At 62.2% G+C, this 13,544-nt stretch carries 15 protein-coding genes; 6 read left to right on the forward strand and 9 right to left on the reverse strand.

The window, feature by feature from the left end; all coding sequences use genetic code 11:
* From ACNR9W_RS18245 to ACNR9W_RS18270, 6 genes are read right to left on the reverse strand one after another with little or no spacing between them, the layout of a single operon-like run.
* On the reverse strand, nucleotides 1-867 hold the full coding sequence (locus ACNR9W_RS18245; RefSeq protein ID WP_458478840.1) for an endonuclease/exonuclease/phosphatase family protein: 867 nt from the start codon (nucleotides 865-867) through the stop codon (nucleotides 1-3).
* Between the two features lie 44 nt (nucleotides 868-911).
* Nucleotides 912-1,514, reverse strand: a complete 603-nt coding sequence (locus ACNR9W_RS18250) for a hypothetical protein (protein ID WP_419270943.1) — start codon at nucleotides 1,512-1,514, stop codon at nucleotides 912-914.
* A 49-nt stretch (nucleotides 1,515-1,563) separates the two neighbouring features.
* Nucleotides 1,564-1,785 (reverse strand): hypothetical protein, encoded by a 222-nt coding sequence (locus ACNR9W_RS18255; protein WP_419270945.1) that lies wholly within the window; start codon nucleotides 1,783-1,785, stop codon nucleotides 1,564-1,566.
* Nucleotides 1,786-1,799: 14 nt separating this feature from the next.
* Complete coding sequence (locus ACNR9W_RS18260; RefSeq protein ID WP_419270946.1) at nucleotides 1,800-1,997, reverse strand: hypothetical protein; 198 nt, start codon at nucleotides 1,995-1,997, stop codon at nucleotides 1,800-1,802.
* Between the two features lie 46 nt (nucleotides 1,998-2,043).
* Nucleotides 2,044-2,679, reverse strand: a complete 636-nt coding sequence (locus ACNR9W_RS18265) for an acyl-homoserine-lactone synthase (RefSeq protein WP_419270948.1) — start codon at nucleotides 2,677-2,679, stop codon at nucleotides 2,044-2,046.
* Entirely contained in the window at nucleotides 2,669-2,893 is a 225-nt protein-coding gene (locus tag ACNR9W_RS18270) for a hypothetical protein (protein WP_419270950.1), read from the reverse strand. The genes ACNR9W_RS18265 and ACNR9W_RS18270 overlap by 11 nt, the downstream gene beginning before the upstream one ends.
* 120 nt (nucleotides 2,894-3,013) lie before the next feature.
* Between ACNR9W_RS18270 and ACNR9W_RS18275 the strand changes: the two genes are divergently transcribed.
* The gene (locus tag ACNR9W_RS18275) at nucleotides 3,014-3,634 is read left to right on the forward strand and encodes a helix-turn-helix transcriptional regulator (RefSeq protein ID WP_419270952.1); all 621 of its coding nucleotides are present in this window, start codon (nucleotides 3,014-3,016) and stop codon (nucleotides 3,632-3,634) included.
* A gap of 446 nt (nucleotides 3,635-4,080) precedes the next feature.
* Here the strand turns inward: ACNR9W_RS18275 and ACNR9W_RS18280 are convergent, their stop codons facing one another.
* On the reverse strand, nucleotides 4,081-5,400 hold the full coding sequence (locus ACNR9W_RS18280; protein ID WP_458478842.1) for an MFS transporter: 1,320 nt from the start codon (nucleotides 5,398-5,400) through the stop codon (nucleotides 4,081-4,083).
* 9 nt (nucleotides 5,401-5,409) lie between these two features.
* Nucleotides 5,410-5,670 carry a metal-sensing transcriptional repressor gene (locus tag ACNR9W_RS18285; protein WP_419271714.1) on the reverse strand — a complete coding sequence of 87 codons (261 nt, stop codon included), beginning with the start codon at nucleotides 5,668-5,670 and terminating at the stop codon, nucleotides 5,410-5,412.
* 26 nt (nucleotides 5,671-5,696) lie between these two features.
* On the opposite strand from ACNR9W_RS18285, the gene ACNR9W_RS18290 reads away from it, so the two are divergent.
* The 5 genes from ACNR9W_RS18290 (at nucleotide 5,697) to chrA (ending at nucleotide 9,988) form a co-directional block, all read left to right on the forward strand.
* Nucleotides 5,697-6,104 carry a hypothetical protein gene (locus ACNR9W_RS18290; protein ID WP_458478843.1) on the forward strand — a complete coding sequence of 136 codons (408 nt, stop codon included), beginning with the start codon at nucleotides 5,697-5,699 and terminating at the stop codon, nucleotides 6,102-6,104.
* 59 nt (nucleotides 6,105-6,163) lie between these two features.
* The gene (locus ACNR9W_RS18295) at nucleotides 6,164-6,892 is read left to right on the forward strand and encodes a HupE/UreJ family protein (RefSeq protein WP_458478844.1); all 729 of its coding nucleotides are present in this window, start codon (nucleotides 6,164-6,166) and stop codon (nucleotides 6,890-6,892) included.
* 19 nt (nucleotides 6,893-6,911) lie between these two features.
* The gene (locus ACNR9W_RS18300; RefSeq protein WP_419271733.1) at nucleotides 6,912-7,544 is read left to right on the forward strand and encodes a transmembrane anchor protein; all 633 of its coding nucleotides are present in this window, start codon (nucleotides 6,912-6,914) and stop codon (nucleotides 7,542-7,544) included.
* A 258-nt stretch (nucleotides 7,545-7,802) separates the two neighbouring features.
* Nucleotides 7,803-8,621 carry a chromate resistance protein ChrB domain-containing protein gene (locus tag ACNR9W_RS18305; RefSeq protein WP_419271578.1) on the forward strand — a complete coding sequence of 273 codons (819 nt, stop codon included), beginning with the start codon at nucleotides 7,803-7,805 and terminating at the stop codon, nucleotides 8,619-8,621.
* Complete coding sequence (chrA, locus tag ACNR9W_RS18310; protein WP_419271576.1) at nucleotides 8,621-9,988, forward strand: chromate efflux transporter; 1,368 nt, start codon at nucleotides 8,621-8,623, stop codon at nucleotides 9,986-9,988. The genes ACNR9W_RS18305 and chrA overlap by 1 nt, the downstream gene beginning before the upstream one ends.
* 323 nt (nucleotides 9,989-10,311) lie before the next feature.
* On the opposite strand, the gene ACNR9W_RS18315 is transcribed toward chrA, so the two are convergent.
* Nucleotides 10,312-11,520 (reverse strand): penicillin-binding protein activator, encoded by a 1,209-nt coding sequence (locus tag ACNR9W_RS18315; protein ID WP_458478845.1) that lies wholly within the window; start codon nucleotides 11,518-11,520, stop codon nucleotides 10,312-10,314.
* Between the last annotated feature and the right edge of the window lie 2,024 nt (nucleotides 11,521-13,544).

The raw sequence follows: 13,544 nt of genomic DNA on the forward strand, positions 1-13,544 counted from the left end.
TCAGAACGAGTACCTGACGACGTTCGGGCAATGGTCCGAAGGCCAGTTCTCGAAAGGGCCGGTGAAGGCGTGTTCGTAGGCATCGACATCCCGGGTGAGATCCGCCAGCGCGTTGGACGCAAGCTGGTAGTCGATAGCTTCTTCGCCCCTGAGCGAGCATTTCGAAGCGCCGCTGTGGGAGATGACCCGGAGCCCGAGGGCGGCGTTGAAGCTGAGCGTGTTCATGACGGCATCGCCCGGTTCTGACAGACGACGGTTGAAGTCGCCGCCGATCAGGATCGGAACGCCGCCCTTGTCCTGCTCTCGCGCATAGGCGGCAAGGTAAGGGATCTGCTGAAAGAGGGTCGTGCAGGCGTCACCCTCGCTGCCGTCCTGACAGCCCGCCTTCAAATGCACGTTCACGATCTCAACCGGCTGCGAATTGAGCATCGCCGTGACCGAGACGCCATGGCGCAGCCCACCGTTTCCTGTCACGTCCACGAAACTCAGATCGCGGGTGTCACTGATCGGGATGCGCCGCTTGACCGCGGTCACGGTCCTCTGCATCGTCCGTTCGCCACCTTCGTTGGCGCATTTGCCAGCTTGCAGATGATCCGGCCGGTTTTCCATTTGGAACTGCCAGGTGCTGGTATCCATCACGCGCGCCAGGGATCCAACCGTGTCGACCTCCTGAAACAGCCACACATTGGCATCAACCGCATTGATGATGTTTCTGATCTCGTCATAGTGGGCTTGGCTGCGGGGCTTGCAGCCCATGCCGTCCTCCTCGGTAAAGTGTTCGAGGTTCCAGCTCGCTACCGTCAGCTGCTCAGCATGCGCCTGACTGGCAAGCAGAGCTGCGGAAACGGCAAAAAAAATATCGCGCATGATCTCTCCAATCGTACGCGACACTATGAACTCGCCGGTCAAGATCAGGAACGGGTTGGGCGGATGCTGGACATGATGTGCGCGCTCGACAGCGCCTCGTAGCGGGACCTGAAGGCGGCACAGTCCAAGCCTTCCGCAGAGGCAATAACGGCCGATGAAGCGGCATGGGTCACCTTCACGGTGATCGATCTCCGGCCAGACAGATGCCGCGTCACCGCCAGCTCGTAGCCATAATGTTTCATCGCCCAAGTCGCCGCCCGCCGGCGCCAGGTGAGGGCGTTCAAATGGCAGGTGGGAGACAGCACCTCAAGGATGTTCGGCGGGCATTTGTGCTGATCAGGGTTCATCGTCTCGTGCAGAACCGAGATATTGAAATTGCCCGGCGCATCACTGCTCTCGACAATCTGGGCGATGAACGCCTCGACCTGTCGGGAGCCGGCGCCAGTCGCGTCAACGGCAACGGCACAGAAGACGGTCCAGGTGCTGCCTGAGGCATCATCTTCCTTCACGGTGATGCACCTGACGGTCTCAGCGTACAGCCCGTTCTCGTTCAGCGGTTCAAGGATATGGCGGACGCCGAGGGCGCTGGCTTGCGAGGGTTCGAGGGTGCCGCTGCTGGCGGCGGTGATGGCAGGATAGACAGGCATCTGGGTGTCCGAAGATAAGAATATTAATGTTGTCGATCGGGGGCCGGCATCAATTCGAGGCCCTCACGATGTGCTTGGGCAGGCGCGCGAGCCCGAGGAACTGGCGGTGATTGCCCACGAGCGGCGGCAGGAAGATCCCGCCTTCCCGGATCTCCAAGGCGATAACTCCGTCCTCATCGGCGTAGACGTCGAAGTATTCCCGCAGTGTCTCAACCATATCGCGGGTGAACTCGGCCGTCCCAAGATGTTGCCCTTTGAGTTTCAGATGCATGGTCACATGGCACCTTATTTGATGTAGTTGAGTGCAGCAGGCAGGGAGGCAATACCCAGAAGCTCCTGGCGACCGTCCGATCCGGCCATCCACAGCGCGTTGTCGCGGAACTCTACCTTCACGGTACCATCCGAGGTGGCGATGCTGTCGAAGCGATCAAGCAGTGCCTCAATCATGTCTTTCGTCAACTCGGCCTTTGCGGTCTCGCTCATTCGTCTTGCGGCAAGCATGGAAATTCTCCCTGAAAAAAGTTGCTCTTTATTGAGGCCGGCGAACCGGGCATTCGATGACCTGAAAACGGCCATCGGCATTCCCGGTCACGGGCCCAAGCTGGTGCGCTGGCCATTTCCAGGTCTTTGCCATCCGCAGGAAGGCCGGGGACCCCAGGAACATGACCGATGCTGCTCCTTTCTGGGCCAGGAACTCATTGGTCGCCTGCAGGATGAGGCGGGTGATGTCCTTCGGGCCGTTGACCACCATCCGGGTAAGTTCCCAGATGTTCTCGTCCATCGGCGGAACCTTGTTGCAGAGGTTCTTCGGCAGGCCAGGCAAGATGCCGAGGCAAGCATCCCGGATCATGTAGGAGTAGCGGATATGACCACCGCCGCTGCGTTGATCGGTGCGGCGCAGGCGCGCTCCGCCCACAACCTCATCTCCGCAGGTCGCCACGACGTAGGTGGTGTCGAAGCTGTCATATTGCTCGAATTCCAGGTCGTCGACATGGAACAGAGGCCACTCCAGGCGGTCGATGAAGACCTCCTTGCGCAGCTTCAAATAGCTGCTGACCAGGTGCCAATGCGGGATGCCTTCAGGATACTGGATGATCCTGACCTCGTAATCCGAGGGTGCCTCGGCCTTGAAAACGGTCTTGAACTTCTGCTTTTCAATCAGCATCGCCTGAAACGTCCTCGCTGTCGCCAATGAACATCCGGACGCCTTGGGACGTGACGCCCCAGACACCCCGATCGGAGATCTGGATGATGACCCGCTCGCCGTCGCGCGCGTGCGCGCACATGCGGGCCAGGTCCTCCGCCATGTCGGCAGTAATCTCTGCCGAGGCGAGGACGTTCAGCTGCCTGGCATCTCCCTGATCCTGCATGGTCGCCATGGCTGACTATGGTCTCCGTCCGATCTCTAAGAATCGGCCTAATTGGCATTCGGAGCGATTGACAGCAGGCTGGCTAAAAGTGCAGTACTTTTGGGTAGGCACTTGACAAAGCGAATTTTCATGCTCGACGCATTCATCCCCAACTCTGAAGACGAATTGCGCGCCCTGGAGCGCATTGCCCAAAGCGGTTTTGTCATTGGCTTCGGCCTCCGTTTCGGACAGCCAGACTTCTTCCTGAACCGCTACCCGGACGCTTGGACGGCGCTCTATGAGCAGGAGAACTATTTCTTCGGTGATCCGGTCGCAGCCTGGACCATTACCCGCACCGGCTCGGTCCGTTGGACGGACGTGAAGTTCCCTGATCCGCGAGGCATCATGACGCAGGCCAAGAAGCACGGGCTGAAATACGGCGCAACCTTTGTGACCAAAATCGACAGCAAGCGCTCCTTCATGTCGGTTGCCCGGCCAGATCGCGAGTTGGACGATGGCGAGATGCTGGTGCTGCACAGCAAGCTCGAGAGCTGGGCCAAGATGTTCGTCAGGTCGAAGGTCTCGCTCACGGAAAGCGAGTTGGAGGCGCTGATTTCCATCCGCGACGGTGCGCGTCAGGCGGAGGCCGCCGAGAAGCTGGAGGTCAGCCTGTCCACTCTGAAGCAGCGGCTCGACAGCGCGCAGAAGAAGCTTGGGGCCCCTAACGCTCTCAACGCCGTCGCGAGGGCGGTCAGGCAGAACCTGATCTGACGAGAGGCCACAGGGCGAGTGATCTTAGGCGAGATTGTTGTCAAAGGTCTTTCACCCGAGCCAAAATCTTGACCGTGCGGCATCCGTATCTGCAGCCAGACTGGACAGTTTGCACTGGCGTAGTGGCCAAGGTCCCCCTCTTGGTCATTCGCCCGCGCAATTAAGGGCCGGAGCCGCGCCCTCCCCGCCCCAGAGGGGGCAGGGGATGCAAATAGTAACGACGTATAGCGATGTGAATAGTGCTGGGTGAACCGGCCCTGTTCAGTTTAGCTCTTCAGCTCACTGACTGCCGTCGCGGATCTCGACATCAGGATTGGCGCAAGGCTTCGGTGACTATCTGCGTGGTAAGCGACAGTGGGGCGATCTGTAAAGGGCTGGCATATGATGCCGAAATCGGCCTTATGCAGTGTTCATGACATTCTGGTCATGCTGACATGAGGCTATCTCTACAGCTGTGATGCCCACCGGGGATGATGCTCGTCAATGACGAAGGGGTGGACGTGGCGGCGTGTCCCCTGCAGATGCGGATGATCGAGCGGAAGGTTGTGGTGGGTGTGTTCCAAGGTCTCCGCATCATCGCTCGGCCAGAGCCGAAGGGCAGCCAGGAGGCCCATCACGGCCAGCGCTGCGAGAACGCCGAGTGCTGCAATAGGTCCGAACCGGCTCATCAGCCACCCAGACAGCGGATAGGCAAGCAGCCAGCAGGCGTGGCTCAGCGCGAACTGCGCGGCAAAAAGTGCGGGACGGTCCTCGGCATGAGCCGAGCGTCGAAGAAGTCGCCCGGACGGCGTCAGGACGGCGGAATATCCAAGCCCCACAAAGAACCAGGCACCCAGCAGCATCGGCCAGGTCAGCCCGAGGGCAGCAATCGTCCCGGCCAGCCCCAAGAGCGTCAGCACCATCAGAATGGCCCCGCCCACCATCACCGGGCGATCTGACATCCTGTCCAGGACCCGTGGCAAAAGCAGGGCCGCAATCATCGAGCCGGCCCCGAAGGCAAGCAATGTCCAGGCGAGGGCGGAGGCATCCAGCCCAAGCGTGCCCCGCACAAGCGCGACCGAATTGACCAGCACCATGGCCCCCGCAGCCGCAGCAGCCATGTTCAACGCCAGCAACCCGCGCAGACGCGGCGTGGCCAGGTAGATGCGGATGCCGCGGGTGGTGCGGTCATAGATGCCGCGCGGCTCGGAGGGTTTTGGGCTGGGCAGCATGACCGAGAGGACCAGTGCCGCAGACGCAGCGAACCCGATCATGGTGCCAAAGAAGAGCGAGTTGTAGCTGACGGCAGCCAACAGCAGGCCGGCCAGCATCGGGCTGACGATGTTTTCCACATCATAGGCCAGTCGCGACAGCGAGAGCGCTCGGGTATAGCGGGCCTCGTCCGGCAGCACGTCGGGAATGGTTGCCTGAAAGGTCGGCGTAAAGGCGGCGGAGGCCGATTGCAGCACGAAAATGAGGACGTAGACCTGCCAGATCTCGGTGACGAAGGGCAGGCAGAGGGCGACAGCGGCCCGCACAAGATCCAGTGCTACGAGGAAGGCCCGGCGTGGAACCCGATTGGCAAAGGCGCCCGCGATGGGGGCAATGCCCACATAGGCCACCATTTTGATGGTGAAGACGGTGCCCAGCACCATGGCCGCATTGTCACCCGCCAGGTCGAAGGCCAGAAGCCCAAGCGCCACCGTGGCAAGCCCGGTGCCCAGAAGCGCCACCACCTGCGCCGCAAAGAGGTGGCGGTAGGTGCGGTCGGCAAGGACGTCCAGCATGGCGCAACCTCAGAGGTATCGGGTAATGGCCTTCATCTCGTCGCGATCATCGACCGAATGATCTGCGTCCAGACAATGATCAATATGATCGTGGATGAGAGCCCGCTTGGCATTGATGACGGCCTTCTCGACCGCTTGCAGCTGGTGGGCGATATCAAGGCAGGGTTTTCCGGCCTCGATCATCTCGATCACCGCCCGCAAGTGGCCGTCGGCACGTTTCAGCCGGGTAACCAGGGCAGGGTGGCTTGCGTGAACATGCGGGTGTGACATACAGTCAGGCTATCCCCCCCGAGGGGATGAAACAAGACGGCGCGATCAGCGTGCCGCGAACGAGCGGGCAGGGCAGGTGGGTGAAGCACGTGCGGACCTTTGTGCAAAGCGCACTTGCAGCGGTCCTCTGCCTGTCGTTGGTGGTGTGGTCCCTCGCACCGAGTGCCAGCCATGCCCCTTCAGTCTTCGAGGTGGTGGCAGAGCATACCGACATGATCGCCGATCATGGCCACTCCCACGGGTTCGAAGAGGATCTGTTCTGGGTGCTTCACGGTCACAGCCATGATGTGGCCGACCATGATCACAGTCAGGCCATGCTTGTCCCCGGCGCCGGTTCGCACCCGCCGATGGCTTATCGCGACACATTCCGGCTGCGTGCGTCATGGGACGGACCGCAGCGGGTTTATCTGATCGAGCGACCTCCGCGGGCCTGATCGATGCCGCCACCGCGCGGCCTTCACTCGATCAGACAGACCATACCGGAGACCTTTCCATGCCCTCGACTTCGAGGGTCCTGCGCGCCCTGGCACCACGCCAGCCGGTCGCGCTGGCCCTGATCCTGCTGGCGGCAGTCCTGCTGACCGCAGCCCAAGCCCTTGCCCATAACGTCACCGCCGGTGACGCGGGTTATATCCAGGAAATCTGGGGGGTGCAGATCATCCCCTTCATCTACCTCGGCGCCAAGCACATGATGACCGGCTACGACCACATCCTGTTCCTGCTGGGCGTGGTGTTCTTCCTTTACCGAATGAAGGACGTCGGCATCTATGTCAGCCTGTTCGCCATCGGCCATTCGGTCACGATGCTTCTCGGCGTGTGGTATGGCTGGGGCATCAACGCCTACATCATCGACGCGATCATCGGCCTGTCCGTGGTCTACAAGGCGCTGGACAACCTCGGCGCCTACCAGAAATGGTTCGGGCTCCAGCCGAATACCAAGGTCGCCACGCTGATCTTCGGGCTGTTCCACGGCACGGGCTTGGCCACCAAGATCCTTGACTATGACATCCCGCAGGACGGGCTGCTGGCCAACCTGCTGGCCTTCAACGTCGGCGTCGAGGTCGGCCAGTTGCTGGCCCTGGCCGTGATTTTGATCGTCATGGGCTACTGGCGCCGCAGCCCGAACTTTCTGCGCCAGGCCACCATCGCCAACGTGGTGATGATGGGCCTCGGCATCTGGCTGACCTTCAACCAGGTCGCCGGCTACATCGCTTCAACCTGAAGACAGATTGGATAGTCCCATGCACAATGCACCCAAGCCCAACCTCGAAGACTTGCCCACCAGGGCGCAACTGCGCCGCGCCAGCATTCTGGCCGGTATCGGTGCGGCGGTGATCGCGGCCACCGTTTATCTGCCCGCCGAATACGGCATCGACCCGACCGGGATCGGCCACGTCACCGGCCTGACCGAAATGGGCGAGATCAAAATGCAGCTGGCCGTGGAGGCTGAGGCCGACCGCCTGCTGGACGAGCAGCGCGGTCAGGACCAGTCTTCCAGCGTTCTGGACAGCATGCTTGGCCTGTTCATCGGCACGGCCCATGCGCAGGAGGCACAGGACACCTGGAGGGACACCGTGACCTTCACGCTGGAGCCGGGTGACACCGCCGAGATCAAGATGACGATGAAGGCCGGAGACGAGGCCGAATATACGTGGACCGCCGAAGGCGGCCGGGTCAACTTCGACCTCCACGCCCATAGCGGCGGCGAGTCCATCGACTACGAGCGCGGCAGCGGCGCGACGGACGGCGAGGGCAGCATCGAAGCGCCCTTCGACGGCGATCATGGCTGGTTCTGGCGGAACCGCGACAGCACGCCCATCAACATGACGATCCAGGTGCGCGGCGACTACAGCGCCATCGTCGAGACCTACTGAGCCTTGGGCAGCCATTCGCATACCGTGAATGGCTGCCCCTTTCTGCCTGCGGCGCCATCCATTGGTTGGCATCGTGAAAACCGGCAAGGACGTGCCACGACCCAAAGGCTTCTTCTCTGCGCAGGAGGGTAATATCGATCTGCCGTCTTGACCTTGCCCTCACCCCCAATCTATCTCCCATCCATGGGGCTTGCGACCGCCCCACGAGGCGTCAGCCGAAGTTCGCGTTCCACTGAGACCTTCACGGGAGGAACGCCCATGCCTGCGCCCAACGCGATTTCCGTCGATAAACTTGCCCGGATCATCGGCACGCCCCGCGCGCCGGTCATTCTGGACGTCCGCTCCGATCAGGACCATTCCGCCGATCCACGGCTGGTGCCGGGGGCCATCCGCGCCGATGACCGCGCCTTGGCCGATCTTCCGCCGCTGCCGCCCGGTCCTGTCCTCGTGCTGTGCCAGGCGGGTCATCGCCGCAGTCAGGGCGCTGCGGCATGGCTGCGCGCCGAAGGCCGCCCGGCCGAATACCTTGAAGGGGGTTTTGTCGGGTGGCGGGAGGCGGGTTTGCCGCTGATCCAGACGGATCATCTCCCCCCGCGCGACGGGCAGGGCCGCACTGTCTGGGTCACCCGCGCGCGGCCCAAGATCGACCGGATCGCCTGTCCCTGGCTGATCCGTAGGTTCGTCGATCCCCGTGCAGTGATCCTGTTCGTGGCCCCCTCCGAGGTCTCGGGTGTGGCGGAACGACAGGAGGCAGCCCCCTTCGACATCGAGGACGTGTTCTTCAGCCACAGGGGCGATCTGTGCAGTTTTGACGTGATGCTGACTGAGCTGGACCTCTCCGTGCCGGCGCTGGACCGACTGGCCGTGATCGTGCGGGCTGCCGATACGGCACGGCTGGACCTGGCACCCGAAGCGGCGGGCCTGCTGGCCGTCTCTCTTGGCCTGTCGCGCATGTATGCCGACGATCTGGAACAGCTGGAGGCCGGAATGCTGGTCTATGACGCGCTCTATCGGTGGACACGCGATGCCACCGCCGAGACGCACAACTGGCCGACCAACAAGCCGAGGGCAGAATGATGACGACTCGTCCCTATCCGACTCTGGCAGAGGCCACGCGTGTTTGGGCGCGCATCGGCTTGCTGAGTTTCGGCGGCCCGGCGGGCCAGATCGCCCTGATGCACCGCATCCTGGTTGAGGAACAGAGGTGGCTGGGCGAGCGGCGCTTCCTGCACGCCCTGAACTACTGCATGCTGCTGCCTGGCCCCGAGGCGATGCAGCTGGCCGTCTATATCGGCTGGCTGATGCACCGCACCCTGGGCGGCATCATCGCCGGGCTGCTGTTCGTCGTGCCGGGCGTCGTGGCGATCATGGCCCTGTCCTGGATCTATGCGATCTGGGGCAATACCGGCGCGCTGGAGGGGCTGTTCTTCGGCCTCAAGGCGGCGGTGCTGGCCATCGTCGTGCAGGCGGTCATCCGCATCGGATCGCGTGCGCTGAGGAACCGCACGATGATCGGCATCGCCGCCGCGTCCTTCGTCGCGATCTTTGCGTTCGGGGTTCCGTTTCCGGTGATCATCCTGACCGCAGCGGTCGCGGGCTTTCTGGGCGCGCGGGTCGGGTTGGCCGCATTCCAGGGCGGCGGTGGGCACGGCAAGGTGGGCGGGACACAGGTCGCGGATGCCGACACCTTGCTGGGCGAGGGCACGCCAGAGCATACCCGGGTCAGCGCCGGATGGGCGGTACGAATATCGGCCGTGTTCCTGAGCCTGTGGCTGCTGCCGGTGGCGGCCCTGTTCCTGGCGCTTGGGCCGCAGAACGTGTTCTCGCAGATCGCCGGGTTCTTCAGCGTGATGGCGGTGGTGACCTTCGGCGGCGCCTATGCCGTCCTGGCCTATGTCGCCCAGCAGGCGGTCGAGACTTATGGCTGGCTCTCTCCGGGAGAGATGCTGGACGGGCTGGGCATGGCGGAAACCACGCCGGGGCCGCTGATCATGGTGACCCAGTTCGTGGGCTTCATGGGCGCGCTGCGCGAGGCGGGCGGCCTGCCGCCGCTGCTGGCCGCGACCCTGGGCGGGCTACTGACCACCTGGGTCACGTTCCTGCCGTGCTTCCTGTGGATCTTCCTGGGCGCGCCCTTCATCGAGCGTTTGCGCGACAACCGCGCCCTGACCGCGGCGTTGACGGCGGTGACGGCGGCGGTGGTGGGGGTGATCCTGAACCTGGCACTGTGGTTCGGACTGCACGTGCTGTTCAGTCAGCTGCGCGCCGTGACCGCGATGGGGCTGGATCTGGACATGCCGGTCTTGGGAACCTTGGACGTCGCCGCGCTGACGCTGGTCATCGTGGCCAGCGTCGCCGTGTTCAGCTTCAAGCTGAGCGCGGTCACCGTGCTGGCGATCTGCGCTTTCGCCGGGCTGGTCCTGCGGCTGACAGGGATCACCTGATTACACCCGATCTGATGCCCGACATTTGGAGAAAGGAAAGGAACTCATGACCCATTCGCCCATCGTTACCGCGTCTCAGTTGTATGGGTCTACTACCTCAGCTCCGGTGACTGGGCCGCCGACGAGACTTGCCAGTTAAGATAGCGTCGCGACTAGCTTGTTCACTCACCATATTTAGATAATTGAATATTTTATGAAAATCCCCCATAGCATCCCCGAAATCTGAAGATAACTTGGAGTCGTCGCCGATCTTCAACAATAACAAAAACCGCAAGCTTTTGACATGTGCGACAGAGGCATGTTCAATTGAGGCCCGGCCGCCATCACGACCCGAAACCGCGGGTGCTGCGCGGCGCGGGGTCCAGGATCACCAGCTGCTGGTTGCGGATCGTGACAACCGCCAGGCTGCGCTGGACCGTGCCGTCGCGCTGCAGGCGGAAGACGCCGCCGACGCCCGAGAAACCCGCCCGTTGCGTCAGGCCGCTGGTGGTCAGGGCATTGCGCTGCCCGTTGCGGGCCAGCGAGGCAATGGCGGCCACGCCGTCATAGGCCAGCGATGCCAGCTGGTGGGGCGCCTCGCCATAGGCCTGGGCATAGCGCGCCTCGAACTGGCGCTGCAGGCTCTGGTCGGGGATCGCGAACCAGCCCTTGGCCAGCTGGGGCATCCGCAGACGGTCGTTGGGCTGGTCCCACCGGGTCAGGCCCATCATCTGCGGGCTGAGGGATCGGACGCCTGCCGCGGCCAGGGTTTCGGTCAGATAGGGCAGCACGGCATGGTAGTTGGCGGTCATGAAGACCGCATCCACATTGCCCGAGGCCGCGGCCTGGGCGATGCGCGGGGCCGCGGCATCGATGCCGCTGATGGACACCGGATGGTTCACGCGCCCGGCCAGACGGGCTCCGTTGCGGGCGATCGCCGCCTCGATGGCGCGCCCGCCCAGCTGTCCGGCGACGTCATCCTCGGCCACGACCAGGACGTTGCGCTTGCCCTGCCGGGTGCCATAGCCCACCAGCCGGTCGGCGATGTTCTCGAAGCTGTTGCCCAGGATGAACACGTTGCCGCCGGCGATCTGGGTGTTGTTGGAAAAGGTCAGCACGTTGATGTTGCGCGGCAACATGGCATTCCCGACCGCATTCGCGCCCTCGGCGAACAGCGGCCCCAGGATGATCTGCGCGCCCGCGTCGGCGGCGGCGTTGGCCTGGGCCACGGCCGTCTCCGTCGATGCGGCCGTGTCATAGATGCGAAGGTCGATGCTGGCGCCCTGTGCGTCGCCCGCCGCCATGCGGGCCGCGTTCTTGAGGCTGCGCGACAGCCATTCCAGGTCCTGCGAACCGGTCCCCGCCGGCACCAGCAGCGCGACGCGCACCGGTTCGGACGGGTTGATCAGCTGGCCGGTCTCGGGCCCGCTGGCCCGGTCGGTGGCTGCCATCGGATCGCAGGCAGCAAGGAAGAAGGCCGAGACGATCGCCCCGGTTTTCAGGATGGCGCGGCGCAGACCCGAGGAAGGCCGGGTTGTGGCGGAGGCGAACATGTGAAACTTCCCTGCTTTGTGTTATCGAGGCGCGGATGCTGCCCGAGTATGGGCTGTTCTTGTGGGCGGTTTGATTCAACTAAAGATTGCATTGCTTGCGTTCCAGTTCCATCGACTCATCCCCAGATCAAAAACACGCGCCAATTGGAGTGTGTCCTACCGCCCGGCTTTTCTCCGACCGCGCTTCGTGGCAGCGAGGTCATTGGGGGGCTGTACAAATGATCGAGTCTGTAAGGCAGAACCGTGTGCTTCCCTGGCAGCGGGGCCAATTGAATGATGGTCTAGAGAGCCATCAAAATTGATAGAGCTGGTTTTTTTTCGGCGCTTCAGCGTCCTCTTCGTCGGGAAAGTCGAGGAGCGCTGGTCGGAGCGTTTTCCCAAGATAAGCATGCTCATGAGAAGCAAGAAGATGATCGCTGAGAAAGCGAGATAGGTGATGAGGCCGATCATCCAAACGGACATGGCGGGCATCCTTATCCTGGCTGCGACACAGAGGGTCAGGCGGCAGGCTACCTCAGATAACACCAAGATCGCCTTATAGTTGCATTTGGCAGAGCAGTCTTATTGCGGATGCTGGAGAGCGCAACTGTGCACCATGTGGCTTGGGATCACGGTGACAAAATAAGTTTGGCGTTGGGCGCTTGAGAGTGTTTCCCCCCGTAGAAAATGGCAGGCTGCCTAGAAGCTGACCCAAAGCATACGCTGACGCGGCGGCGGCGCAGCCTATACTCGAACCGTATCAGGCGATGGTTTGTGAGGGTCGTCGTCTGACCGCCAAGGCAGCGCCCGCTCGACCCCTGTGTCTGCAGATCCTGCAGAAAAGCATGGACAGGCGGCAACTTTCATCCCTAGGGTTGTATCAAAGTTGATTTACTCTGCTTAGGGTAGGCGGATTTGAGCGGACCGGGCAGAAACAGGACGCAGGGGTTCGGGGTGTATATTTCGCGCACACTCAGCCTTTTCTAGGCGGGTTGACCGAGTAACCTGCGTATGGCCCCCGGTCTTTGGCCGGGGGCTGCTTCTTTTTGCCGACCATTTGTCCGTAAAGACAGATGACGTCCTCTTCGACCTGGATCATCATGTCTGAACTCGCCAAGTTCAGATGAAGGAGTCGGCCATTGTTGCAGGGATGGACGGCAGGTGGCGGGGATTCTTGCGAGACTTGCGGCAATCAAATGGATCCGATGGGCCCCGACCGTTGGGGGTGCCTGTCGTGCTACATGGCCAGCGGCCCTGACGGGCTCTTCCGATGGATGCGTGATTGTGCAGTGGCCGAGCACGAGGCGCCAACCAGCAACGTCCTTCCATTTCGGCCCCGCGCGACGCGGCATCGTTTGCCGCGACGAGCGCATCCAGACGTTCCCCAACCGCTCAAATCTTGAGCGGACAGCGGAGGCTTATCTACCACATTAAGTTGTGGACAGCAGAATTAATATATCCTTAAAGCTGTCAGCAATAAGCCGATGGAAAAGCGGCCGATGAGAGCAGGTCTGCAGGTGAAGCGGACGCGCAGGAGGTCGTCGCGGGAGTTGGTTACCCCCCTCTTTAACCACCTCTAATCGGGCGGGCTATTGAACTGCGCTGGCCCCCGGGACCAGGTTCCGGGGGTCACTTCAATCAGCACTTCACCCAAAAACTGCCCCACACCTCCCGAGGTGACTGTAAGCGGAAACCTGCCGAAAGAGACAAGCTGACTATTCGATCGCTTCCAAGCATAAATGGCTCAACAACCGGGGAAGTTGAGTGGTTGGTTTTTTAGTCCATTCCCCGGTTGCTAGTTTTTTTGCAGTCCAGCCATCTAGCGCCACGGCCGTAGCCCGGTCTGGGCAGGATGCATCCAGGCGCGCCAGATCGGACGTTCCCGGCGGAGTTCAGGCGACAGGTTCGATCTCAGCCCGACCCAAGGCGGAAAAGCTGTTCACGATGGCGATACGGGTCTGGATCTCGGCGGTTTGGCGATGGGGCCGCGTGACATGATCCTTTCGCCGAAAAGCTTCAGGCAGTTCATGCGGGTCTCGACCCGC

It is taken from the genome of Paracoccus sp. T5, from assembly GCF_048538155.2.
GTDB lineage: Bacteria > Pseudomonadota > Alphaproteobacteria > Rhodobacterales > Rhodobacteraceae > Paracoccus.

Bases quoted from the DNA above. Each gene is read 5' to 3' on its own strand.
- ACNR9W_RS18300 (WP_419271733.1), top strand. From the start codon at position 6,912: ATGCACAATGCACCCAAGCCCAACCTCGAAGACTTGCCCACCAGGGCG.
- ACNR9W_RS18290 (WP_458478843.1), top strand. From the start codon at position 5,697: ATGAAACAAGACGGCGCGATCAGCGTGCCGCGAACGAGCGGGCAGGGC.
- ACNR9W_RS18295 (WP_458478844.1), top strand. From the start codon at position 6,164: ATGCCCTCGACTTCGAGGGTCCTGCGCGCCCTGGCACCACGCCAGCCG.
- ACNR9W_RS18285 (WP_419271714.1), bottom strand. From the start codon at position 5,670: ATGTCACACCCGCATGTTCACGCAAGCCACCCTGCCCTGGTTACCCGG.
- ACNR9W_RS18255 (WP_419270945.1), bottom strand. From the start codon at position 1,785: ATGCATCTGAAACTCAAAGGGCAACATCTTGGGACGGCCGAGTTCACC.
- chrA (WP_419271576.1), top strand. From the start codon at position 8,621: ATGACGACTCGTCCCTATCCGACTCTGGCAGAGGCCACGCGTGTTTGG.
- ACNR9W_RS18280 (WP_458478842.1), bottom strand. From the start codon at position 5,400: ATGCTGGACGTCCTTGCCGACCGCACCTACCGCCACCTCTTTGCGGCG.
- ACNR9W_RS18250 (WP_419270943.1), bottom strand. From the start codon at position 1,514: ATGCCTGTCTATCCTGCCATCACCGCCGCCAGCAGCGGCACCCTCGAA.
- ACNR9W_RS18270 (WP_419270950.1), bottom strand. From the start codon at position 2,893: ATGGCGACCATGCAGGATCAGGGAGATGCCAGGCAGCTGAACGTCCTC.
- ACNR9W_RS18245 (WP_458478840.1), bottom strand. From the start codon at position 867: ATGCGCGATATTTTTTTTGCCGTTTCCGCAGCTCTGCTTGCCAGTCAG.
- ACNR9W_RS18265 (WP_419270948.1), bottom strand. From the start codon at position 2,679: ATGCTGATTGAAAAGCAGAAGTTCAAGACCGTTTTCAAGGCCGAGGCA.
- ACNR9W_RS18260 (WP_419270946.1), bottom strand. From the start codon at position 1,997: ATGAGCGAGACCGCAAAGGCCGAGTTGACGAAAGACATGATTGAGGCA.
- ACNR9W_RS18315 (WP_458478845.1), bottom strand. From the start codon at position 11,520: ATGTTCGCCTCCGCCACAACCCGGCCTTCCTCGGGTCTGCGCCGCGCC.
- ACNR9W_RS18305 (WP_419271578.1), top strand. From the start codon at position 7,803: ATGCCTGCGCCCAACGCGATTTCCGTCGATAAACTTGCCCGGATCATC.
- ACNR9W_RS18275 (WP_419270952.1), top strand. From the start codon at position 3,014: ATGCTCGACGCATTCATCCCCAACTCTGAAGACGAATTGCGCGCCCTG.